Origin of the sequence: Daejeonella sp. (assembly GCF_036405355.1) — a bacterium.
Classification (GTDB): Bacteria; Bacteroidota; Bacteroidia; order Sphingobacteriales; family Sphingobacteriaceae; genus Daejeonella.
The window spans coordinates 1-24213 of record NZ_DASWXT010000133.1 but is presented as its reverse complement, the minus strand read 5'-3'; the positions used below and the strand labels follow the sequence as shown (position 1 = coordinate 24213).

Here is a 24213-nt window from a genome sequence, read left to right as displayed (position 1 = left end):
AGATGTTTCTGCTTTGCGCATTGATTCTAACTATGGTATTTTGGATTGAATTCAGGCAAAAAATCATTGTTTGGACAGCAATAACCTTTAGCGTGTTACTGTTTATGAGTATTTCCCTGGATCGGATTCAAGATTTTAGAAAGGAAGAACTGATAGTTTTCAGTATTCGAAACAGCTCTGCTATTGCTTATTCCAAAGGGAGTAAATGTATTGTTCTGGCAGATTTTGACCCTGCAGACAGAACTTTCTCTTATTCGATATGGCCGGCATTGGAAAGCAGGGGAGGTTCTGATATCACTTTGCTCAGTATTGATTCTACCGTCAGAACCGATTCATATTGGTCAGATTCCAATTTTATGCAATTTGGTAAGTTCCGGGTGCTTCGATGGGACAGAAAAATCAGTTTGCCGAAATCGTATGAAAAAATAGAAGTTGATATCCTTGTTTTGAGCAATAATCCGGTTCATAAGCTAGCTGATATCAACACTTTTATAGAGTTTAAGAAAATTCTTATCGATCCGACTAATTCTGATTATAAGATTAAGGCATGGCTCTCAGAAACAGCCAAAATGAATCTTTCCACTTATGTTTTGAAGAAATCGCCGGCATACATTATCAATCTAAAGTAATTTGGGTTAATTTTGATCAATCAGGTCCGATTTATTACACTGGAATTAACGATGGAATTGCTGGAATATCAACTATCAGAACGGATTGCGAGTATTACAATTAACCGCCCTGAAAAGCGAAATGCTTTAAATCCGGAACTTATATCTGCATTGACAATTGCCTTTAAAACTGCTGTTGCTGATGATGATGTTAAGGTTATAGTCCTCAAGGCCAATGGAGAGGTATTTAGTGCAGGGGCAGACCTTGATTATCTAAAACATTTACAAAACAATACTGAAGATGATAATTTGACAGATACCAATCTATTGAAGGATCTCTTTTTAATAATCTATCGTTCTTCTAAAATAGTAATTGCACAGGTTGAAGGTCATGCTATAGCCGGCGGCTGCGGATTGATTTCAGTGTGTGATCTGATATTCTCAGTGCCTGAAGCTAAATTTGGCTATACTGAGGTCAGGATCGGCTTTATTCCGGCAATTGTAACCTGCTTTCTGCTCAGAAGAATAGGTGAAGGCAGAGCCAAAGAATTACTCCTCAGCGGAGAACTCATTGCTGCTCAAACCGCCGCTGATTATGGGTTAATCAATTTCATTTATCCTAAGGAGGAAATAGCCCAAGCAGTTGAATCTTTTGCCCGTAATTTTATTCAATCAGTTTCAGCAAATTCTGTAGCGCTTGGGAAGGAACTTATTAACTCCGTTCAGGATCTTTCATTAGAAGATAGTTTGAGTTTAGCTGTAAAAATGAACGTTGAAACCCGATCATCTGTTGATTGCAAAAAGGGAATTTCTGCCTTTTTGAATAAAGAGAAGCTAAAGTGGTAAAATCCGATACTAAACCATCAGTAATGCAATCCGGAGTTAAGGAAAAGAAGACTTACGAGATTTTTTTGATTGGTGATACAGGAAATGTAGCCAGGCATGGACATGATCCTGTATTGGAAACCATGTGTTCTCACTTTGATAAAGGTCAGCATTCTGCTGTTATCTTTTTAGGTGATAATATTTATCCTAAAGGCCTGCCACCGGAAGGTGCTATTCTCCGTAAGGATGCTGAAAATGCATTAATTGCCCACAAAGAAGCGTTGAAGGATTATCATGGTAAGGTACTCTTTATTTCAGGTAATCACGATTGGAACAAGGGCAGGGAAGGTGGTTACGAATATATTTTAAGACAGGAGAAATACCTGGAAAAGCTTTTTGGAAAATCCGTGATGTACCCTACTAATGGGTGCCCCGGACCCACGGAGATTAATGTTAATCCGAATGTTACACTGGTGTTGATTAACACCCAATGGTGGCTTCAACCCGGTTTCAGACCTATTGGGCAAGAGTGTGGCTGTAGAGTAGAATCAGAAGAAGATTTTTTTAAGCATTTGATCACTATACTTGAAAGTAATAAGGATAAGAGAATAATTATTGCCGGACATGCACCGGTTTACAGTTATGCGATTCATGGTGGCCGTTATAAGTTAAGGCACCATTTATTTCCTTTCACTATCTACCATCGTAAAGCATATTTTCCTCTGCCTATTCTGGGTTCGTTATTACCTATTTACAGAAAATATTTTGGAGCAAAAGAGGATATAGCCCATCCCCGTTACAGGCATCTTAGAAAACGTCTCATTGAGATATTTAAAAACTATCCGGGTATTATTTATGCCTCAGGACACGAGCATAATCTGCAGCATATTTCAAAAGACCAGAATCATTTTATTGTTAGTGGTGCCGGCTCAAAGCTTAAATATGTTTTACAGACAGGAAAAAATCTGAAATTTGGCATGAAGGCAAAGGGATTTTTTAAACTAAAGTTTGAAAATGAAGGTTCAGTTTATATTTCAGCCTGGGTAATTGATGCGGATTCTGAAAAAGGGAAAATGGTCTATGAATATAAGATAGATTAAGGTACTATCACCAGAAGTGACTTATGCATATTTTCGATTGATATTTCCTTCACTTTGCCGAGAACCTCGCCATCTACCTGAAGTGTTGTTTTTCTGCTGCTCTTAACTACTGCTTTATCACAACTGATTATCTCCACATAATCGGAAGTATGCAATCTGTTCATGAACATTTTCCAGGCAATAGATAATAGCTTGATTCGTGGAAAAGGTTTGATTATCACGAGTTCAAATTTACCATCATCAAGTATTCCTTTTGGATTGATCACTGCTCCGGTACCATATTGTGAAGCATTTGCGAAGGTCATGGACACTCCTTTTCTTCTTATTGTTTTACCATTGCAGGTAATATTGAAAACATATTTTTTAAGCAGAAACATTTCGCCAAAAAGGTGCTTTGCATAAGTCAGAATGCCTCTTTTTACATCATTTTCAAAACGTTTTACTACCCGGGCATTCAGTCCGACATCTGCCAGATGTATACAGATTCTCTCATTAATTTTAATAAGATCAATCATCTGGGTTTTTCCTTTGATAAGAATCTCAATAGCGTTTTCAATCTTACCGGGAATATGAAGTTCTTTTGCCATTCCATTAGCCGAACCCAGTGGAATAATGGCAAGCGGAATTTCTGTGTTGGCAAGTATTCCTGCCATTAAATTTATGGTTCCATCACCGCCCGCGGCGGCAACAATATCAGGTTTATATTGATTAATATTATTTGATATAAGTTCTTTATCATCCCCACTCATTACAATGATTTGATAATCAAATCTTTCGGATTTGCATCTCTCAGTAATTAGATTTTTAAGGTTTTTCTCCCCACCATGTCCGGATTTTGGATTAATGACGAACAGTATCCTCAAAGGATTTAATACAGATTTTTCCTGCCCGGACATCATTAAAGTTGTTCCTTTACTTCAAGCAGAAATTGTTTCAGGCGCTCAAGAGAGTCGATCACCTTTTGGTTCTCTTTTACTTCAGCTTTATTGCTTCGAAGATAATCTTTGGCACCCTGCAGGGTATAGCCCTTTTCCTTCACCAGATTGAAAATTATCTTCAGGTTCTCTACATCATCGGCACTGAACAAGCGGTTTCCTTTTTTGTTCTTTTTGGGCTGGAGAATTTCAAATTCACGTTCATAAAAACGAATCTGGGAAGCGTTGACATCAAACATACGGGTTACCTCACCCATACTGTAATATAATTTTGTTATGTCGCGCTCCTTATATGGCATACCGATGATTTTCCTTTTGTAAAATTAATAAATTTGAACTGAAGCAAGCAAAAATTAAAATGCTTTAGATAATTGTAACGCATAAATGTTCTGAACAGTACTCCACAGGCTATTTCATATTCTCTCCTCAAAAAACACATATCTGTATTATATTTGCAGAATAGCTAATCAGGATGACCACCAAAGAGATAAGACAAGGTTTTTTAGATTTTTTTGCTGCCAAAGGACACCATATTGTACCATCAGCGCCTATTGTTGTTAAGAATGACCCCACACTGATGTTTACCAATGCCGGGATGAACCAGTTCAAGGACCTTTTCCTCGGTCAGGCAGCAATAAAATACTCCAGAGTGGCTGATACGCAGCGTTGTTTGCGTGTTTCCGGTAAACATAACGACCTCGAAGAAGTTGGAATAGATACCTATCATCATACGATGTTCGAGATGCTTGGCAACTGGAGTTTTGGTGATTCTGCCAATCCTGAAGGCGGATATTTTAAAAAGGAGGCCCTTGCCTGGAGCTGGGAGCTTTTAACTGAAGTATATAAAATACCTAAGGACCGGCTATACGTCAGCGTTTTTGCGGGTGATGAGAAAGAAGGACTTCCCAAAGACCAGGAAGCACACGAGATATGGAAAAAGTATATTTCTGAAGACCGGATTCTTTTAGGAAATAAGAAGGATAATTTCTGGGAGATGGGTGAAACAGGACCCTGCGGACCCTGTTCGGAGATCCATGTGGATATGCGCCCTGATGCTGATCGTATTAAAATTGACGGCAGTAAACTGGTCAATCAGGATGATCCACAGGTTATAGAAATATGGAATAATGTATTCATGCAGTTCAATCGCCTGAAGAATGGTTCTCTGGAAAAACTTCCCGGGAAGCATGTGGATACAGGAATGGGACTTGAACGTCTGGTAAGGGTAATACAGAATAAAACATCAAATTATGATACCGATGTTTTCCAGCCGATGATTCAATTTATTTCAGAAAAATCACGCATGCCCTATGTTGGAAATTCAGTCCCGGGTGGAGAGAGCTGGGGTGCGTCCGTGGCTATGCGTGTAATGTCTGATCATATCCGTGCGATCAGTTTTTGTATTGCCGATGGTACTCTGCCATCCAATAATAAGGCTGGCTATGTAGTCAGAAGAATATTGAGAAGAGCGGTAAGATATGCCTATACCTTTCTTGATCTTAAGGAGCCATTTTTAAATAAACTTGTCCCAATTCTTGCAGATCAGTTCGACGGAATATTTCCTGAGCTTAAAAAGCAGCAGGATTTTGTTCAGAAAGTGGTTCTGGAAGAAGAGATATCATTTCTAAGAACTTTAGCGACCGGAATTCAGCGTTTTGAACGTTTCGAAACCAATGATCAGATCATTAATGGAGAATTTGCATTTGAACTATATGACACTTTTGGATTTCCTATCGACCTGACCGAACTAATGGCCCGTGAAAAGGGCTGGGCTGTTGATATGGAAGGCTTTGAAGCGGAACTTCAGAAACAAAAAGCACGATCAAGAGCCGCAACAGCAGTTGATACCGGCGACTGGGTAATCGTTAATGAAGATGAAGAGGTTGAATTTACCGGTTATGATGAACTGGAAACGGAATGTAAAGTTCTGAGATATCGTAAGGTTACAGCTAAGGGAAAAGATCAGTATCAATTGGTATTAAATAGAACCCCATTTTATGCTGAAAGCGGAGGACAGGTTGGCGATACCGGAAAACTTGAAGACCATTCACGTCTGTTTGAATACCCGGTAACAGATACCAAAAAGGAAAACGGATTAATTGTTCACTTTCTTGATGAAATCCCTGATGATCTTTCTGGATCGTTTTATGCTGTAGTTGATTATAAGAGGAGAACTGCAACAGAAAACAATCATTCAGTTACTCACCTTTTACATGCAGCATTAAAGCAGGTTTTGGGTGATCACGTGAATCAGAAAGGTTCATTAGTTAATTCAGATTACCTAAGATTCGATTTTGCGCATTTTTCCAAGCTTACAGATCTGGAACTATCAGAAGTTGAAAGTATTGTGAATCGTAAGATCCGTGAAAATATTCCATTGAAAGAAGAGCGGAATGTGCCATATCAGAAAGCTATTGATTCAGGTGTAACTGCTCTATTTGGCGAAAAATATGGAGATTATGTTCGTGTGATCACATTTGATGATCATTTTTCAAAAGAGCTTTGTGGAGGAACTCATGTTAAATCAAGCGGACAGATTGGCTATTTTAAAATCATTTCTGAAAGTGCTGTAGCGGCCGGAGTCAGAAGGGTTGAAGCAATCACGGCTGAGGCGGCTGAGAATTATATTAATGCTCAGAATGGACAGATAAGGGGATTAAAAGACCTGCTTAAGAATCCAACTGATCTTCTCAAAACAGTTGAGTCATTACTTGAAGAGAACAGTCGTCTGAAAAAAGAAATTGAAAAATCTATTCTTGAGCGATCTGCAGGATTAAAGCATGATCTTGTTAAAAATGCATTGCTGATCAATGGTATTAATCTGATAGCAGCACAGGTTGAATTGCCCAATACCGATGCAGTGAAAAATCTTGCCTATGCCGTAAAGGACCTTGTAAATGACCTCTTCCTGGTTTTGGCTTGTGATATCGATGGAAAACCAAGCCTGACTGTGATGGTATCCGAAAATCTTGTTAAAGAAAGAAATCTGAACGCAGGAAATATTGTGCGTGAATTAGCTAAAGAAATTCAGGGTGGTGGTGGCGGACAGCCTTTCTTTGCTACCGCAGGGGGTAAGGATAGCTCCGGGCTTGTAAAAGCACTCGAGAAAGCAAAAACTTTTATTAATTGAGAATGGAGAATTGAGAGTTAGCTGCATTCTCCACTCTGCATTCTCCATTCTCAACTTTAATTAGTGTTTCCCTTTTCCACCCAAATGTCTATTGTTTCCTTTGGAATGGGATTTGCCCGAATTTCCTTTTGAATACCTTGAACTATTACTGTTTCTTATAATGGATTGTTTCCCATTATATCCTTTGTATTTGGCGTATTTTACTTTGTGAGAAGTAAAGTACTGATAAGGACGCGGAGAGTTAATAACCACTTTATATCCACTATTAAGGTCATATCCGCGATAACGGGATGGTAAAGCAGACATAAACAACCATCTTCCGTTTTCAAGGTAAATAAACTGGCGTTTTGGGACATAATAATAGGTTTCAATATCGGGCAGGTAATAGTAATCCACATGATTGTACCCTGTTGGTCCCCATTCAGGCTGAGCCCCAAGATTTATATTTACGCTTACCTGTGCTTTGACCGGTGCTCCTGAAAAAGTGATAAATCCGGCTACAATAGCAATAATTATTCTTTTCATATTTCTTGTTATTAGTAGATATGATTCAAATTCAATTAACGTGCCATTTTTATTTAAGTACAATTGATAGTTCAAAATTGAAGATTGTCAATTGCCGGAAGGATAATATCGTCGTAAGTTTTTTATTGCAATCTCAATGTTCACTCTCAACTGTAATCAATTGCTTATCTTTGTGCGATATTTAGATACCATTAAAGTTTAGATGACGACAATAGCGGATAGTTTAACTGATAAATATGAGCTTGTAGTTGGGCTTGAGGTACATGTTCAGTTATCAACCGAGAGCAAGATATTTTCTACTGATTCAGCCGGCTTCGGTGGTGGCCCCAATGAACATATAAGTCCGGTAAGTCTTGGTTTACCTGGAACTTTACCTAAACTAAATAAAAAGGTTGTTGAATATGCCATTAAAATGGGACTGGCTACCAACTGTAGTATCAATCTGAATACACATTTTGATCGTAAAAACTATTTTTATGCCGACCTGCCCAAGGGTTTTCAGACCACACAGGACAGTCAGCCAATTTGCCATTCGGGTTTTATTGACGTAAAATCAGACGATCATTCAGCAAGGCGCATTCGAATCCACCGTATTCACATGGAAGATGATGCCGGAAAAAGTATGCACGATCAGGATGAATTTGATTCATTGATTGATCTGAACAGGGCAGGAGTCCCATTGATAGAAATAGTTTCTGAACCTGATATTCGTTCAGCACACGAAGCTGCAGCATATTTATCCGAAATCCGGAAATTGGTGAGATACCTGGATATCTGTGATGGGAATATGGAGGAAGGAAGTATTCGTTGTGACGCTAATATTTCGGTCAGACTCAGAGGAGCTTCAGCATACGGGAACAGGTGTGAAGTAAAGAATCTAAATTCCATTCGAAACCTGCAAAGGGCAATTGATCATGAATTTTTAAGGCAGACTGAGCTTTTAGAAAAAGGTGAATATATTGAGCAGAACACCCTGAATTTTGATGCTGATACTGGTAATACAAGTCCGCTTAGGAGTAAGGAGATGGCTAATGATTACCGTTATTTTCCAGAACCTGATCTGCAGCCATTAGTGCTTGAACAGAAGTATATTGATGACTTGGCTGCCGAATTGCCTGAGTTACCTTCAAAAAAGATCGAACGTTACACTACTGTTTTCGGCCTGTCTGAATACGATGCTATCCTGCTTTCATCCGAGAAGGAGATAGCGGTTTATTTCGATGAACTAAGTTCGAAAACCCAACATTTTAAGGCCGCAGCAAACTGGGTGATTGGGCCTTTGAGATCGTATCTTCATGATAATCACAATCATATTGAAGATTTTCCGGTCAAGCCTGATGTTCTTGCAGATCTTATCAGTCTGATTGACAAGGGCAAGCTTAACTATTCAGTTGCGGCTCACCAGGTTTTTCCTGAGCTGATTAAGAACCCCGGAAAATCTGCAGAAGAGACAGCTATTTCATTGCAGGTATTGATTGATACTGCTGATGATGAATTGGGTTTGCTCATTGAAGAGGTTCTGAGTAATTACCCAGATAAGATTAAAGAATACCATAATGGCAAAAAAGGCGTTCTTGGTTTGTTTATGGGTGACCTGATGAAAAAGACCAAGGGAAAGATCAATCCGCAGATTGCCAGTAAGTTAGTAATAGATATATTAGAAAGTAAAGCATGAGAAAAGTTTTTGGCTTAGCCATTTTGGCAATGAGTGTTTTTGCGGTTTCCTGCAAAAATAATGATGAGTTGAGTATTTCGGGGAAGGTAGAGAATGCCGGTGAAATCAAAAAAGTATTGCTGTATGAAACTGATCAGCTCATCGATTCAGCATTTTTGAATGAAAGCAATGAGTTTAAGTTCCGCCGGGTTACCGAAGAGCCTGATTTCTATACTATTGTTGTAGGTGAAAAGAATTTCCTTGTAGTAGGAAAGAATGGCGATGAGTTAAAATTTAAGACAGATTATGCTGATACCACCAATGCCTATGAAATTAAAGGTTCAGAAGATTCAGAGAAAATACGTGAGTTTAATCAGATAGGAAATGATTTCAGCAAAATCTATAAAAAAATCCAGGATGATTATGCAGCCATGACTGAGGCAAATCCTGCTGCAAAAGATTCTATCTACAATGTGCTTATGCCGCAGTTTCAAGCCAATATGGATAAGTATTCTGAGACTACTTTCAAATTCGCTCAGGAAAATAAAAATAATCTTGCCGGCTTTTATGCAGCAAGCTCCCTCGATCAGAATAAATACGAAGCTGAGCTGATTGCATACGCTGAAGAAATCAGGTCTGTTTTTCCAAAGAATAAGGCGGTTCAATCTTTTGTCAATAAAATGGAAGGGTTAAAACCGGTTTCCGTGGGTCAGATCGCTCCGGAATTTGAATTAAATAATACTGAAGGCAAGCTGGTTAAATTGTCAGATTTCAAAGGTAAGTATGTTCTGCTTGATTTCTGGGCCTCATGGTGTGCGCCTTGCCGGGAAGAAAATCCAAACATAGTCAGGCAATTTGAAACATTTAAAAATAAAGGCTTTACGGTCCTTGGGGTTTCTCTTGATGAGGATAAATCAGACTGGTTAAAAGCAATTAAGGATGATCGTTTAAACTGGTCGCATGTATCAGAATTAAAGCGTTGGGATGGAAAAGTGACCATACAGTATAAAGTTGAAGGAATACCTGCTTCTTTTCTCCTGGATCCAAATGGGAAAATCGTTGCAAAGAATTTAAGAGGCACCGAACTGCAGAATTTTCTTCAGAAAGTGTTAAATTGATCACAAGAAATTGTCAATTTATAATAAAGATTTACAATTTCTTAATATAGGCTTAATGATTTAGTGTAATGGAGAGTTTACTTTTGTATCAAAATATCTGTCTATGAGTACCACTAAGCATAAAATCCTGATTGTAGATGATGAACCAGATATCCGGGAATTAATTGAGTATAATCTCAAAAAAGAAGGTTATCAGGTATTTACTGCTTCTAATGGTCAGGAAGGAGTTGCTGAGGCTAAGAGAGTTCTGCCAGATCTGATTATTTTGGATATAATGATGCCAAAAATGGATGGTATCGAAGCCTGCCGTATCCTCAGAACCATGAACGATTTCAAGAATACCTTTATGGTATTTCTTACTGCCCGCAGTGAAGAGTATTCTGAGATTGCGGGGTTTAACGTGGGGGCAGATGACTATATCGCAAAGCCAATTAAACCCAGGGCTTTGACAAGCCGGATCAATGCTATTCTACGAAGGAATGTGCAATCTGACATAGAAGTTGAAAATAAGTTGGAAATAGGTGATTTGGTTATCGACCGTGAGTCTTTTCTGGTTTACCAAAGAGGTGAAAAGGTTGTACTAGCCAAAAAGGAATTCGAATTATTATACCTTCTTGCATCAAAGCCTGGGAAAGTCTTTACCCGTGAGGTGATTCTTAAAAACATCTGGGAGGATTCAGTTGTAGTGACCAATCGTACCATTGATGTCCACATTCGCAAGCTTCGTGAAAAACTTGGTGATAAGTATGTGAGTACTGTAAAGGGAGTAGGGTACAAGTTTGAATTAAAGTAGCCTAAGGTAAAAGCTAAAAGCCTCTTTCTGCTAAAATTAAAATCCTATTTTTGCAGTCTAATACTGCATACGTGAAGTTCCCCAAATTCGAAGATCTTATACTTTTTGAGAATAACAATCTGATTATTGTTAATAAGCCAGCTTTTTTAAGTTCTCTGGACGATAGGGAAGGTGGTGAAATCAATCTTCTCAGGATGGCTAAGCAATATTCTGATGATGCACAGATTTGCCATCGTTTAGACAGAGAGACATCAGGAGTCCTGATTATCGCAAAAAATCCTGAGAGTTACCGGTTTGTTTCGATGCAATTTGAACACAGGAAGGTAAAGAAAGTGTATCATGCTGTAATTAATGGTACTCATATATTTGAGGATCTGCATGTGGATCTGCCTATTCTGAACCTCGGTACTAAAAATGTAGCAATCAATCGTCAGGAAGGAAAACCTGCAGAAACTATTTTTAATTCACTAAAATATTATAAACATTATACCCTTGTTGAATGCAGGCCGATTACTGGCAGAATGCATCAGATAAGGATTCATCTTGCCTCACAAAGGGCTAATATTGCGGGTGATGAAATGTATGGGGGTAAACCGGTGTATTTGTCTGAGATTAAGCGGGCTTACAGACTTAGTAAAGATCAGGAGGAGCTTCCTGTCATGAAGCGTTTTGCGCTGCATGCACGTCAGATTACCTTTAAAATTGATGAAAATACGGAGATGACATTCGAAGCCCCATATCCTAAAGATTTCGCAACCTTAATTAAACTCCTGGATAAGTTCGATTCTTAATTTTTAAGAGAAATAGCTTCGTAAAATGAGGCTACAGCTTCCCATTCATTATCTTCTTCAAAGGAAATAGTATCTATACGACTATTTTTCTCCTTTAATTTTTTAAGAATATCAGTTGCCTTTTCGCGGTCTTCGGGGTTAATGTACAGCAGAATATCACGATAGCCAGGCATTGTGGTTGTTCCGACATAACAATATGAGCCGAGAACCTTACTTAATTCTGAAATGATCTCAGTTTGAAGAGAATTGAAAATTTCAGTCTCTTTCTCATCCGGATGGCCATCCTTGTTTTTATCAATCGTGTTCACCATGATGAAAAGTGACAGTGAAAACTTTGATTTTTCTTTATAGCCGATATAACGGTTATTGATCAGGGCAATGCATGGTTTTCCTTCAGCCTCAAACTTCAGGGTAGTGAAATTCTGCTGAGGAATTATTCTGTCGCTTTTTTCTGCAGGAGATTCAGATGTTTTGTTCTGAGAACAAGACATCAATGGGAGCAGGCATAGAAGAAGGAGGTATATTTTATGCATCTTTTAATGAATAGTCCCTGCCCCGGGTCTAGCCCGGGGTGACAGGCCTAGTAACCCAATATCTTTAAAACCTGTTTACTGTTTTGTTCTTCCCCAAACACTTCAAAATTAAATGTTTCATCCCGGTTACGGCGGATGATTACATGCTTTGGCGAAGGTAACAAACAATGATGTATCCCACCATAACCACTCAGAACTTCCTGGTAAGCGCCTGTATGAAAAAAACCAAGGTATTGTACCTTTCTGGTTTTTGGCATAAAGACGTTATTCATGTGGGCTTCCTGACTGTAATAATCCTGACCATCGCAGGTAATTCCACCAAGATTTACACGTTCGTATTCAGAATCCCAGTTATTTACAGGGGCAAGTATATATTTCTGATTCAGTGCCCAAACATCAGGCAGGTTGGTAATGAAAGAGCCATCAAGCATCAGCCATTTCTCACGATCATTTTGCTGTTTTCTTCCAAGTACCTTATACAGAATACCAGATGCTTCGGCAACGGTATATTTACCGAATTCGGTGATGATATCAGGCTCTACAACATCATGCTCTGCGCAAATCTCTTTAATTCGTTTTACAATTTCATTCACCATGTATTCATAGTCGAAGTCAAATGCAAGGGAATCTTTGAATGGCATTCCTCCACCAATATCCAGCGTATCGAGATCGGGATTGATTTTCTTGAATTTGCAGTAAAGGATCGTGTATTTTTCAAGCTCATTCCAGTAGTATGGGGTATCAGAAATCCCTGAATTGATAAAGAAATGAAGCAACTTTACTTTGAAATTTGGATTAGGGGCAATTTTGTGATTGTAGAAATCAATAATATCTTCCATTCTTATTCCCAATCTGGAAGTATAGAACTGTGAATCAGGCTGTTCTTCTGCAGCAATACGCATGCCGATACTGCACGGAATATCCAGTTCATCATCATAAATATTGAACTCCTCTTTATTATCCAATACCGGGATGATATTTTTAAATCCATCGTGCAGCATATCGATGATATACTGCTTGTACTGGAAAGTTTTAAATCCATTACATATAACTGTAATATCCTTGGTCAATGAACCTTTCTTTTCGAGTGCATCGATCATTGGCATATCAAAGGCAGAAGATGTTTCCAGGTGGATGTCATTGCGCAGGGCTTCTTCAACAATATGTCTGAAGTGAGAGCTTTTGGTACAATAACAATATTTATAACCACCCCGGTAGTTATTCTTCACAATGGCTGCCTGGAACAATAGCTTTGCCTGTTGGATCTTTTTACTCACTATTGGTAAATAAGTGAACCGGAGAGGGGAACCATAGGTTTCAATCATTTCCATCAGGTTCAGATCATGGAAATAAAGTTCATCATCAATGATGTCAAAACCATCCTGAGGGAACCCCACGCTTAAATCAAGAAACTCCGCGTAACTCTGCATTTTTTTATAATTTTGGCAAAGATATAAAAAGCATATAGCATAGAACATAATACGAAGCTTAAAAATATTAGGCCCATGTTCATATCTGTAAAGCAAAGAGTAAAGGGGCATGCGTGAACTAAGAATAATTGAAGTTAAATCAGAAATCGGAGCAGGAACGCGTGGTTCAAGTTTGGGAGTTGATGCAATAAAAATAGCTGCACTCGATTTTGGTAGCAGATACTTTAAAAAGTACAAAAGTGTTGAAATACCAAATGAGAACCATCTTTTACTTGAAACTGCCGGTAATCAATTTGCTAAAAGAGTATCCGGGGTACTCACAATGGTTGAACGTATAGCAGAGGAAGTTGCAAAGACCCTGAAGAATAAAGAATTTCCGATTATATTGTCGGGGGATCATAGTTGTTCAGCGGGAACTATTTCAGGTATCCGCAAAGCCTTCCCCAAAAGCAGGCTTGGCGTAATCTGGATCGATGCTCATTCTGATATTCATTCGCCTTATACCACTCCATCAGGAAATTTGCATGGAATGCCGCTGGCAATAGTTCTGGATGAGGATAATATTGAGTCAAAGATCAATGTGCTGGATCAGGAGACTGTGAATTACTGGTATCAGTTAAAGAATGTGGCTAATATTGCTCCCAAAATAAAGTATAGTGACCTGGTTTATATTGCTATGCGTGATTCTGAGTCGCCAGAACAGTATTTGCTGAAGAAACATAAGGTAAAGAATTTCCCGCCATCAGAGGTTAGAAAGAGGGGAGTGGAGCGGGTAGCACTGGATACGCTGAAATATCTGCAAAACTGCGACTTGATTTATGTTTCATTTGACGTGGATGCACTGGATTCCGCTATTTCAAAAGGCACCGGAACACCTGTACCACATGGTATTACCGAAAGAGAAGCCGGCAATTTACTTGCCCGACTGATGTGTAGTGAAAAAGTTTGCGGGTTTGAGATGGTGGAGGTAAATCCAACGCTTGACCGGGAAAATCTTATGGCTGAAAATGCTTTTGAGATTTTATTACGGGCAACAAATGCTTTAATTAACGATTAAATTTACAGGGTGCATACCCATAGAAGATGACAATAGAAAATACCATAGCAGAACATATTCAAAAGGCTGTTTCAGTACTTTATCAATCAGAGATTGGAATAGATAGCATCGTTATTCAGGAAACCAGGAAGGAGTTTGAAGGCCAGGTAACTGCGGTAACTTTTCCATTTACAAGACTTTCAAAGAAATCACCTGAAGAAACCAGTGCTGAGATTGGTGAATATCTGAAGGAGCATATTCAGGAAGTGACTGCATTTAACGTCATTAAGGGTTTTCTGAATCTTTCCATTTCAGACTCCTACTGGATTGATCAGTTATTAAAAAACGTACTGATTGAAGGTTTTGGCCAGTATCCAGCCAATGGAAAACGGGTAATGGTCGAGTATTCATCCCCTAATACCAATAAACCCCTGCATCTTGGGCACGTTCGTAATAATTTACTGGGGTATTCTGTCGCAGAAATACTTTCGGCAAATGGCTATGAAGTGATTAAGGTAAATCTGGTCAATGACCGCGGAATCCATATCTGTAAATCAATGCTTGCCTGGCAGTTATTTGGTAATGGTGAGACACCTGAAAGCAGCGGTCTTAAAGGTGACCATTTGGTGGGTAAATACTATGTGATTTTTGATCAGGAATATAAGAAGCAGATTGCTGATCTGATGGAAGCAGGTGAGACTGAAGAGAATGCTAAGAAGAATGCTCCTGTGATCAGGCAGGCGCAGAAAATGCTTCTGGATTGGGAAGCTGGTGATCCGGAGGTGAAAGCATTGTGGTCCAGGATGAATTCATGGGTATATGCAGGTTTTGAACAGACCTATAATCAGCTTGGAGTTGATTTTGCAAAATATTATTATGAGTCTGACACCTATTTACTTGGTAAAGATATCATCGATGAAGGGCTTGAAAAAGGTGTTTTCTTTAAAAAGGAAGATGGTTCAGTTTGGATAGACCTTACTGAAGACGGACTAGATCAGAAACTGGTTTTACGTGCTGATGGAACTTCTGTTTATATAACTCAGGATCTTGGAACTGCCCAGTTAAAATATGATGATTTTAAAGTAGATAAGTCCATTTATGTGGTTGGAAATGAACAGGATTATCACTTTAAAGTTTTGTTTCTAATTCTGCAGAAATTAGGGAAGGCATGGGCTAAGGGATTATATCATTTATCGTATGGGATGGTGGATCTTCCTTCCGGTAAAATGAAATCCAGGGAAGGAACTGTTGTTGATGCGGATGAATTGATGGATGATATGATCCGGACTGCACAGGAACGCACAGAAGAATTGGGAAAAGTAGATGGATTTTCTGAAGCCGAAAAGGCCGATCTGTATAGTATGATTGGCTTAGGTGCACTTAAGTTTTTCCTTTTAAAGGTAGAACCTAAAAAGAGACTATTGTTCGACCCGAATGAATCTATTGATTTTCAGGGGCATACAGGCCCGTTTATTCAATATACCCATGCAAGGATACGTTCTGTACTGGCAAAAGCAGATTATGAGAACAGGTTGTCAAATGATCATTCACTGGAACTAACCATTCTGGAAAGAGATCTGATCGTTAATCTTAGTAAATACCCTGATGTTATCTCGGCAGCTGCAAAGGAGTATAGTCCGGCGCATATTGCAAATTATGTTTTTGAGCTCGCTAAACTTTTTAATAAGTTCTATCATGAGGAAAGCATACTCAAAGCAGAAGATACAAGTGTCAGGGATTTTAGACTTGATCTTGCGGCTGCAATTGCAGATGTAATCAATAAAGGAATGGCTTTGCTGGGGATAAGGGTGCCTGCAAGAATGTAAACAATTGAAAGTTGAGAATTGACAGTTGACAATTTACCGTCATTTCGAACACGCGGGTAGTATTATTCCATTTTTAATAATTGAGATGCGTGGAGAAATCTGTTAGGATTATAGGTGGTTTGGATTTAAGATAATACTCAATGAATCTTAAGTTTCAAACAGATTCCTCAGTCGTGCCTGCCCGTCTGGTCAGGCGGGCCTCCTTCGTAATAACGGTCAATTACTGGAAATAGGTAATGGATAACATATAATTAACCTGATTTATTTAATAAATTTTTGTGAAACCTCCGGTTGTTTCGAGCCTTTTGAGTAATCATAAAATCCACTTCCTGTTTTAACTCCCAACTGACCAGCGGTTACCATTTTAACGAGCAAGGGACAAGTAGAATATTTTGGGTTCCCGAAGCCCTGATATAAAACGTTCATTATAGAGAGACAAACATCAAGCCCTATGAAATCAGCCAATTGTAAAGGTCCCATAGGGTGAGCCATGCCAAGCCTCATAACCGAGTCTATCTCCTGAACACCCGCAATACCTTCGTACAAGGTATAAACAGCCTCATTTATCATTGGCATTAAAATTCGGTTTGCAACAAATCCGGGATAATCATTTACCTCAACGGGTATTTTGTCTAGTTTTATAGATAGTTCCATAATACTCCTTGTAACCTCATCAGAAGTTGAGTATCCTTTGATGACTTCAACCAGTTTCATTACAGGCACTGGGTTCATAAAGTGCATCCCAATCACTCTATCCGGTCTTTTAGTTGCCGAGGCTATCGTAGTAATTGATATGGAGGAAGTATTTGATGCAAGAATGGCTTCAGGTTTACAGTACAGATCCAGGTCTCTGAATATTTGTAGTTTAATTCCCTGGTTTTCTGTTGCAGCTTCAATGATAAGATCAGAGTCATGTACCGCTATTGCCAGATCAGTAAAAGTTTTAATATTATTGATGGCCTTTTGCTTCAGTTGATCGGTTATAAGGTTTTTAGCAATCTGACGATCCAGATTTTTATGGATGGTTTCCATCCCCTTTTTTAGACTTTCATCTGAAATATCTACCAGGTGGACAAGATAACCCGATAAGGCAAAAGTATGAGCGATACCATTGCCCATTGTCCCGGAGCCGATAACTGAAATTGTTTGCATATTGATTTTGTAGAATCTTAGTATTCAGTAATATAGTGCGGCTCAAATTTAGGAATGATTTTTCGCTTATTTTCTTTGACCGGAAAAGAAGTTTTTCAGCTTATTTTCAAATTGCAATGATTTTTTACTCATTGTAACAATCCATGTTACTCATTAAGAGTTTAATTTTTTTACAAATTACTGGAATAAATTGCTGCTGGAAATATTTTCAAATACGACGATTGGGTTAATTACTTGATTTTAGGATTTCAAGTCTCATGTTTGCAACATTTTTGTTACTCTAAAGTTACAGTTAGAATACACGAATATTGTGTTAGAACACTTATAATTGCGCCCTAATGTCCGTGTCTGCGGATCAAAACCAATTATCTAATTAAACAATATTAAAAATGAAAAGAAAATTACTAGCTTTCTTATTATTTGGCTTGTTTGCTGTTACCAGCGCAATAGCACAAAATAAGACTATCACTGGTAGAGTTGTTGGAGCTGATGACGGCCTCCCTCTACCTGGTGTTTCCGTACGTGTTAAAGGCGGCACTGCGGGTACAACTACAGGTGCTGAAGGGAATTACTCCTTAAGTGTTCCTGCAAATGCCTCTGTTTTGACATTCACCTACATTGGTTATGTATCACAGGAAATTACAATTGGTTCAGGAAGTCGTGTAGACGTGCGTTTAGTGACCGATGCAAAACTGCTTTCTGAAGTTGTTGTAGTAGGTTATGGTGCACAGAGTCGCGCTTTGAGTACTCAGTCAACTTCATCAGTAAGTGCTGAATCATTCAAAAACGTTCCAATTATCAGTCCTCAGCAAATTTTGCAAGGTCAGGCGGCCGGTGTGAACATGGTGAATTCATCAGGTCTATTGGGAGCTGCTTCACAAATCACTATCCGTGGTGGTTCTTCTTTAACAGCAGGTGGTCAGCCACTTTATGTAATTGATGGTGTTCCATTGAATACTGGAAATTACACTCAGACACAAGGTGCTCCCGCAGGAGCAGGATTGAACCCATTATTGAATATCAATGCAAATGATATCGAGAGTATGACTGTACTTAAAGATGCATCTGCTGCTGCTATTTACGGTTCAAGAGGTTCAAATGGTGTTATTTTGATCAAGACAAAGTCTGGTGCAAATAATTCTGCTACTAAAATCAATATTGATTACTTCAATGGAACATCTCAGCCTACTGATATTCTGAAGTATATGACTGCTGATCAGTGGAGAACTTTCCGCAGAGATTATCTGGTAGCAAATAATACTGCAGTTCCTGCTTATCCTACAACCAGCTTTGACTGGGCTGATGCAGTTGTAAGAACAGGAAAAATGAACAATTTCAACGCAAGTGCTTCAGGTGGTAATGATAAAACTAAATTCTACCTTGGAGGTACATTCGCTGATGAGTCAGGTTACACTGTAGGAAATGATCTTGAGCGTTTATCAGGACGTTTCAATTTTAACCACAACATCAGTGAAAAGGTTAGAGTTGGTTTAAACTACAATTTAGCAAGAGTTAATTCAGACCGTATTGGTGCTGAAAACAGTACTTATGCTCCTTTAACAGCTGCTTATTTACAGCTTCCATATGTTATGCCTTACGATGCTAACGGAAATTTTGTGAATACAGGTTTTGTTCAAAACGTTTTAGGTCTTGAAGCTACAGGTTTCAATAAGCTAAATTCTACCCGTAATACAGGTAACGCTTTTGCAGAAGTTGATATCATCAGCGGTTTGACATTCAAAACTGACTGGGGTATTGATAATGCCCTGTTTGATGAAAAATATCGTGAGGTCGATTTATTTACACCAGATGGTTACGGATATATCTCAAGACGTTCAGACAATAAATGGCTGACTTCAAATACCTTAAACTACAATAAAATCATTGGACAGAATCATTCTATCACCGGATTATTGGGTTACTCATTCGAAACTTCAAGATATACCGCTGGTTTATTTGAAGGACAAGGATTTGCTAGTGATGCATTACCAAATCTTGGTTCTGCTTCTACTCCAATTACTGCTTCTGAAGAAGGTTCAGAATGGGCATTAGAGTCTCAGTTTGCTCGTTTAGGTTATTCTTATTCTGATAAATATCTTTTAGAAGGTACTGTTAGAAGAGATGGTTCTTCACGTTTTGGTGCAAATAAGAAGTATGGTATTTTCTATGCAGCTTCTGCCGGATGGATTTTATCGAATGAAAGCTTCTTTAACAAGGCTAGTAAATTTGCTCAGTTCCTGAAATTAACTGGTAGCTTTGGTATATCAGGTAATGATCAGATTGGTTATTTTGACTATCTGGGAACATTCGGTGCCGGTGCTGCTTATAATGATGCTTCTGCATCTACTCCTGCACGTGTTGCCAATCCAAACTTAGGTTGGGAAGAAACTGAGCAAATGGATATTGGTCTTACCGCCAGATTATTCAATGCAGTTGATTTGCAATTAAATTATTACAACAAGAATACTAAAGGCTTGTTGGCCAGTGTTCCTTATCCATTCACAACTGGTTTTGCTTCAGCAACTCAAAACGTGGGTGAAATGAGAAACAGAGGTTTTGAGGTTACCTTAGGTACTCAAAATGTTAAGACTGAAAATTTCTCATGGACAACTAATTTCAATATTGGTTTCAATAAAAATACAGTACTGTCATTACCTGAGAATAGAGATCCAGAAGGAAGAAATTTTATAACTGGGTCTAATGCTCAAAGAGCAGTTGTTGGTGAATCCAGAAACTCATTCTACCTGATCAGATACAAAGGAATTAATCCTGCCACAGGTGATGCTGAATGGTTGAAAAAAGATGGTACTCCAACAACAACTCCGGTTGCTGCTGATCGTGTTATCGCAGGTCATGCAGATCCTGATTTTGTTGGTGGTTTCACTAATACATTACGTTACAAGGAATTTGACCTGAGTGCATTCTTTAATTTTGCTTATGGTAACAAAGTCTTAATTGACGGTTTACGTTTTACTGAAAACTTCGCAACAGGTTCATATAATAAAAGTACAGATCTGTTAAACTACTGGAAAGCAGCCGGTGATCAGGCATTTGCACCACGTTTAAACAGCCCAACCCGTTCTACTTTTCATCAGTTATCAACTAATCAGTTACAGGATGGATCTTATGCAAGATTGAAGACTGTGACACTTGGTTACAACCTGCCTGCATCTGTTATTGGTAAAACTAAAGTATTGCGTTCTGCAAGGATTTATGTCTTAGGCCAAAATCTATGGACTATTCAGAACAAAGATTTCAGAGGACCAGATCCAGAGGTTTCTGCTAACGGAGCAAGCAACCTTATCATGGGTGAATCATTCTTTGCTTTGCCGCAGGCTAAATCTGTTACTTTTGGTATCAACTTAGGACTTTAATATAAGAAATAATGAAAATAAAAAATATAATAGCAATTTCAGCACTTGCATTTTCACTGAGTTCATGTGAAAGTAAATTAGCGCTGACACCAGAGCAGGATTTGACTGAAGAGACTATCTTCAGTAGTCCTTCTACTGCAAGAAGTGCCGTATTAGGTATATACAGTACTGCTCAGACTCTAGAATTTTACGGTGGAATGCCGCAAATGATTGAAGAGTATATGGGTGATAACGTGGAATTTGTAGGTTCATTCCCTACACTTCAGGAACTTAGGGATTTCACAACCATTTCCAATAATTCAAATGTTTCTACGATTTGGCAAGAGCACTATCGTGTTATTACACGTGCTAATAAAGTAATTGCCAATATCCCGAGTGTATCAGGTTTATCTGATGCTGAGAAAAACCAGTTCGTTGGAGAAGCTAAATTTTTACGCGCTTTGGCTTATTTACAACTGGTAAATATGTATGCTCAGCCATTTCAGGTAACAACAGGAACTAATCTTGGTGTGCCATTGGTTATTGATGATTTTACAGGAACTATTACATACCCTGCAAGAGCAACTGTTAATCAGGTTCACGATCAGATTAAAAAGGATCTTACCGAAGCTGCTGCAGCATTACCTGCAAGCCATGCTTCAGGTACTGATACAAGAGGTCGTGCAACAAAAGGTGCAGCCAATGCATTATTGTCGAGATTATATCTTTACCGCGAAGAGTGGGCAAACGCAATCACAGCTGCAAGGGCTGCAATTACAGGTCCTTACACCCGGGCAACTGATTATACTTTTTATGATAAAAATACCGCTGAAGATGTGTTCACTATCCAGAATTCTGCTACAGATAATGGAAGAACAGGTTCAGGAGGTTGGGCATCTTTCTATACTCCGGCACCATTAGGTGGTCGTGGTGATGCTCCATTCTCAGCTGCTTTAATGGCAGCTTATGAAGCTGAAGCTGGTGACAAACGTTATTTGTTAAAACGTACAGGAGCAGCTGCAGATCAACTTAACCGTACATTTACATCTAAATTCCCTGATGCTGTGAACAATGCAGATAACTCACCGGTAATCAGAATTACTGAAGTATATCTGAACCTTGCTGAAGCATTGGCACAGTCAAATGCTTTGCCAAATGCAGAAGCAATTGATATTATGAACTGGTTCAGAAACAGAGCAGGTCTTGGTATCAAAGTTCCTGTAACCAAGGCAGCTTTGATTGATGCTATTCTTCTTGAAAGAAGAAAAGAACTTGCTTTCGAAGGTTTCAGAAGAATGGATATGCTTAGATATAAGCAAAACCTAAGAGCAAATAATCCTTTAGCTGCTTATGGAGGTCAGAAGACTATTCTTCCAATCCCTCAGCGTGAATTGGATAATAACAAGAGTTTAGTACCAAATCCTGGTTTCTAAGTTTTAGAGCTTATTATAAAAAAAAAGGTCCTGAGTTAAACTCAGGACCTTTTTTTTATAGGGTAGTTCCCTTTAGGATTGGAAGACTCTCTTACAAGGTCATTTTTTCCGCGAAAGATGATACTATGTCCGAATTCAGAACATCAAAATATGGAATATGCAAAGTTTCGATTTGCAAATGTTTGCTGATGATTGTTTCAGAATCCCGATCCTGTGCTCCTGAAAATATAAGCCTGCTTAATTTAATATCATTGCCTTTCAGAATCCCTGCCGACATCAGGGTATGATTAATACTCCCCAGATAATTTTTAGATACCAGAATAACCTCTGCATCCAGCTTTTTTATCAGGTCAATCATTAAAAAGTTCTCATTCAGTGGGACCATTAATCCGCCGGCACCTTCTATTATTAACTGATTATTTGTTTCTGGTAATATAATTTTTTCCGGATCAATGTATATACCATCTAATGCAGCTGATTTGTGCGGAGAGAAGGGTTGGGTAAGCTGATATGTCTCGGGGTGGAATGTTATTGTTTTGTTTGATACCAGACTTCTGACATGGGCTGTATCGCTGTTATCCAGATCACCTGATTGAATAGGTTTCCAGTAATCTGCTTGTAGTTTTTGTACCAGAATGGCTGAAACGATGGTTTTACCAACGCCTGTGCCTATTCCTGTTATAAAAATGGGACGTGGGCTCAAAGTATACGGTTTAAAAGTTCGCAAAGATTTTTAATCTCTGTCATTGAATTATGATTATGCAGGCATATACGCAGTCGCTCTGATCCTGTTGCAACACTTGGACTTAGGATGGCTCTGACATCAAAACCTTCCTGCTGTATGAGCCTGGCTGCTTCCCTTGCCTTATCGTTTCCGGGAACTACAATAATTTGTATGGCTGATCTGCTATCCAGCAGTTTGGCCCCTGATTTTATACTTTGTTTGAATAATTTTATTCGCTGTTGAATATCTGATTGATGATCTCTGCTTTTGAGGTACACATATGCGCACTGAATTGAGAGGTGGTTCAGGAATGGTGCGGCAGTGGTATAAATGAAAGCTCTTGAAAAATTGATCAGATAGGATCTTAGCTGGCTGCTCCCTAGTATAGCGGAACCATGAGTACCCAGAGCTTTACCAAAGGTAATTATTCTTGCAAATACATCATTGCAAAGTCCAAGTTCATTTACCAAACCTCTGCCGGAATCTCCGAATATTCCTATGGCATGGGCCTCATCGACAATGAGTGCAGCATGGTATTGCTTTGCAAGTTTTACTATTTCCTTCAGTGGAGCTTCATCTCCATCCATCGAATACACACTTTCAACAACTATAAATATCTTTCCTTTTGCCAGTTTTAATTTTTGTTCCAGGCTGGTAAAGTCATTATGTCTGAAAACAAAGCGGGATGCATGGCTTAATCTGATTCCATCGATTATAGATGCATGGATATATTCATCTGAAATAATCGTATCACCTCGTTGCGGAAGGGATGCGAACAGACCAACATTAGCATCAAAGCCTGAATTATAAATCAGTGCGTTTTCTGCATCGTGAAAAATTGCGATCTTATGTTCAAGACTCTCGGTAAAGCTATGATTCCCGGCCAATAGTCTTGATCCACCTGAACCCAGGCGATAATCCGGATAATTCTTTAATTCATTTTCAAATAGGGCTTTTAATTCTTTTGATTGCGAGAAACCCAGGTAATCGTTTGAACAAAAGTCAACCATTGAATTCTCCGGTTTTAAAGTGCGCAGAGAATGATTTTTAATACGCTGCTGCAGACATTCTGAAATGAAAGTGTTGATGTCCTTCACGATTTTTGTTTTTTTTTGTTAAAAATAATAAAAGCGGCCTGAACTGGGCCGCTTTTATTAGAAACGAATCAAGGAATTATTAACCCTTTCTCATGCCAGGTCTGTGTTCTGACCTTTGTTTCATTCTTTCCTTAGCTTTTTGCTTCATTT

General features: G+C 38.7%; 20 protein-coding genes. 12 read left to right on the top strand and 8 right to left on the bottom strand.

From position 1 onward, the window contains the following. The 3 genes from VGE44_RS16685 to VGE44_RS16675 form a co-directional block, all read left to right on the top strand. Positions 1-629 (top strand): hypothetical protein (locus VGE44_RS16685; protein ID WP_331081257.1); only part of this gene is annotated, 629 nt, incomplete at its 5' end. Between the two features lie 12 nt (positions 630-641). Next, positions 642-1454: an enoyl-CoA hydratase/isomerase family protein gene (locus VGE44_RS16680; protein ID WP_331081255.1), complete on the top strand. Its 813-nt coding sequence runs from the start codon at positions 642-644 to the stop codon at positions 1452-1454. Positions 1455-1477: 23 nt separating this feature from the next. Further along, entirely contained in the window at positions 1478-2533 is a 1056-nt protein-coding gene (locus VGE44_RS16675; RefSeq protein WP_331081253.1) for a metallophosphoesterase, read from the top strand. Here the strand turns inward: VGE44_RS16675 and VGE44_RS16670 are convergent. Then, complete coding sequence (locus tag VGE44_RS16670) at positions 2530-3396, bottom strand: diacylglycerol kinase family protein (protein ID WP_331081251.1); 867 nt, start codon at positions 3394-3396, stop codon at positions 2530-2532. The genes VGE44_RS16675 and VGE44_RS16670 overlap by 4 nt on opposite strands. Before the next feature lie 35 nt (positions 3397-3431). Then, the gene (locus VGE44_RS16665; RefSeq protein WP_305365403.1) at positions 3432-3767 is read right to left on the bottom strand and encodes a MerR family transcriptional regulator; all 336 of its coding nucleotides are present in this window, start codon (positions 3765-3767) and stop codon (positions 3432-3434) included. A gap of 173 nt (positions 3768-3940) precedes the next feature. Between VGE44_RS16665 and alaS the strand changes: the two genes are divergently transcribed. After that, entirely contained in the window at positions 3941-6598 is a 2658-nt protein-coding gene (gene alaS / locus VGE44_RS16660; protein WP_331081248.1) for an alanine--tRNA ligase, read from the top strand. 60 nt (positions 6599-6658) lie between these two features. On the opposite strand, the gene VGE44_RS16655 is transcribed toward alaS, so the two are convergent. Then, positions 6659-7123 carry a hypothetical protein gene (locus tag VGE44_RS16655; protein WP_331081246.1) on the bottom strand — a complete coding sequence of 155 codons (465 nt, stop codon included), beginning with the start codon at positions 7121-7123 and terminating at the stop codon, positions 6659-6661. Between the two features lie 202 nt (positions 7124-7325). Between VGE44_RS16655 and gatB the strand changes: the two genes are divergently transcribed. From gatB to VGE44_RS16635, 4 genes are all read left to right on the top strand, one after another. Beyond that, positions 7326-8798 carry an Asp-tRNA(Asn)/Glu-tRNA(Gln) amidotransferase subunit GatB gene (gene gatB / locus VGE44_RS16650; RefSeq protein ID WP_331081244.1) on the top strand — a complete coding sequence of 491 codons (1473 nt, stop codon included), beginning with the start codon at positions 7326-7328 and terminating at the stop codon, positions 8796-8798. Then, a complete protein-coding gene (locus VGE44_RS16645) occupies positions 8795-9895 on the top strand; it encodes a TlpA disulfide reductase family protein (protein WP_331081242.1) in 1101 nt (366 codons plus the stop codon). The genes gatB and VGE44_RS16645 overlap by 4 nt, the downstream gene beginning before the upstream one ends. A 103-nt stretch (positions 9896-9998) precedes the next feature. Then, on the top strand, positions 9999-10688 hold the full coding sequence (locus tag VGE44_RS16640; protein ID WP_331081240.1) for a response regulator transcription factor: 690 nt from the start codon (positions 9999-10001) through the stop codon (positions 10686-10688). Between the two features lie 71 nt (positions 10689-10759). Beyond that, positions 10760-11479: an RluA family pseudouridine synthase gene (locus VGE44_RS16635; RefSeq protein ID WP_331081259.1), complete on the top strand. Its 720-nt coding sequence runs from the start codon at positions 10760-10762 to the stop codon at positions 11477-11479. Here the strand turns inward: VGE44_RS16635 and VGE44_RS16630 are convergent. Both VGE44_RS16630 and VGE44_RS16625 read right to left on the bottom strand, forming a co-directional pair. Continuing rightward, complete coding sequence (locus VGE44_RS16630) at positions 11476-12012, bottom strand: DUF695 domain-containing protein (protein WP_331081238.1); 537 nt, start codon at positions 12010-12012, stop codon at positions 11476-11478. The two genes, VGE44_RS16635 and VGE44_RS16630, sit on opposite strands and share 4 nt — an antisense overlap. A gap of 47 nt (positions 12013-12059) precedes the next feature. Further along, the gene (locus VGE44_RS16625; protein WP_324487850.1) at positions 12060-13442 is read right to left on the bottom strand and encodes an arginine decarboxylase; all 1383 of its coding nucleotides are present in this window, start codon (positions 13440-13442) and stop codon (positions 12060-12062) included. A gap of 109 nt (positions 13443-13551) precedes the next feature. On the opposite strand from VGE44_RS16625, the gene rocF reads away from it, so the two are divergent. Both rocF and argS read left to right on the top strand, forming a co-directional pair. After that, a complete protein-coding gene (gene rocF, locus VGE44_RS16620; RefSeq protein WP_331081235.1) occupies positions 13552-14499 on the top strand; it encodes an arginase in 948 nt (315 codons plus the stop codon). 26 nt (positions 14500-14525) lie between these two features. Continuing rightward, positions 14526-16304: an arginine--tRNA ligase gene (argS, locus tag VGE44_RS16615; protein WP_331081233.1), complete on the top strand. Its 1779-nt coding sequence runs from the start codon at positions 14526-14528 to the stop codon at positions 16302-16304. Positions 16305-16565: 261 nt separating this feature from the next. Here argS and VGE44_RS16610 read toward each other — a convergent pair whose 3' ends face one another. Further along, positions 16566-17462, bottom strand: a complete 897-nt coding sequence (locus VGE44_RS16610) for a 3-hydroxybutyryl-CoA dehydrogenase (RefSeq protein ID WP_349256859.1) — start codon at positions 17460-17462, stop codon at positions 16566-16568. A 383-nt stretch (positions 17463-17845) separates the two neighbouring features. On the opposite strand from VGE44_RS16610, the gene VGE44_RS16605 reads away from it, so the two are divergent. Together VGE44_RS16605 and VGE44_RS16600 are read left to right on the top strand one after the other, a co-directional pair. After that, positions 17846-20830 carry a TonB-dependent receptor gene (locus tag VGE44_RS16605; RefSeq protein ID WP_331081229.1) on the top strand — a complete coding sequence of 995 codons (2985 nt, stop codon included), beginning with the start codon at positions 17846-17848 and terminating at the stop codon, positions 20828-20830. 11 nt (positions 20831-20841) lie between these two features. Next, on the top strand, positions 20842-22242 hold the full coding sequence (locus VGE44_RS16600; protein ID WP_331081227.1) for a RagB/SusD family nutrient uptake outer membrane protein: 1401 nt from the start codon (positions 20842-20844) through the stop codon (positions 22240-22242). 91 nt (positions 22243-22333) lie between these two features. Here the strand turns inward: VGE44_RS16600 and bioD are convergent, their stop codons facing one another. Continuing rightward, complete coding sequence (bioD, locus tag VGE44_RS16595) at positions 22334-22945, bottom strand: dethiobiotin synthase (RefSeq protein WP_331081225.1); 612 nt, start codon at positions 22943-22945, stop codon at positions 22334-22336. After that, the gene (locus tag VGE44_RS16590; RefSeq protein ID WP_331081223.1) at positions 22942-24063 is read right to left on the bottom strand and encodes a pyridoxal phosphate-dependent aminotransferase family protein; all 1122 of its coding nucleotides are present in this window, start codon (positions 24061-24063) and stop codon (positions 22942-22944) included. The genes bioD and VGE44_RS16590 overlap by 4 nt, the downstream gene beginning before the upstream one ends. Positions 24064-24213: the final 150 nt, after the last annotated feature.